The 562-nt window shown below is 32.9% G+C and carries 1 protein-coding gene; it reads right to left on the bottom strand.

Annotation, left to right across the window (positions count from 1 at the left end; all coding sequences use genetic code 11):
• Nucleotides 1–163: 163 nt before the first annotated feature.
• Nucleotides 164–325, bottom strand: a complete 162-nt coding sequence (locus CN288_RS29250) for a hypothetical protein (RefSeq protein ID WP_098303643.1) — start codon at nt 323–325, stop codon at nt 164–166.
• Nucleotides 326–562 lie beyond the last annotated feature (237 nt).

Below are 562 nucleotides of genomic sequence, written 5' to 3'. Positions count from 1 at the left end.
TAGGATTTCATAAATCCCCGTCACAACAGCATTTTGCAGTTCAAACCGTTCTCGTAGCATGCATGAAATCCTGCATATCCTGGGCGTATAAAATCCGTGTTTTGCCGTCAGTACCCCTTGTAGGAATACTACAGGTTCTTATTTATTTAAAGGGCAGGAATATCTATTCCCTTTCTATCCTGGCAATAGGAATTTCTTTTTCACCAGCTACTTCAAACTGAATTTCTCCATTTATTTCAAAGACCCGTTCAATAATTGGTATTGTAATCATTTTATTTTCCTTTATTTTTCGCTTTCGTACTAGTTCTAAGTCGATAATATTCATGATGAAATCCCCCTTTGTATATGTAAGACAGAGAAAAAAGCACCCATATGAGTACTTTTTCAACTTGAATCACCATTTTACTTTTTGAGTTGTTGCTCTATATGGATTTTACCATATTTATCTATAACATTTGTTAATAAAGTTATTTTATTCCAATTTAATATAATTCATAAATGTACGTATCAGAGACATAGTTTTTGAGATGAATTTTGGGAAAGCATTCCGACAAAAAACTGG

This window comes from Bacillus sp. AFS023182 (assembly GCF_002560575.1).
GTDB lineage: Bacteria > Bacillota > Bacilli > Bacillales > Bacillaceae_G > Bacillus_A > Bacillus_A arachidis.
This window is presented reverse-complemented; position numbering and strand designations above follow the sequence as displayed.

Excerpts from the sequence above, each read along its gene's own strand:
- CN288_RS29250 (WP_098303643.1), bottom strand. The coding sequence starts at position 325 with ATGAATATTATCGACTTAGAACTAGTACGAAAGCGAAAAATAAAGGAA.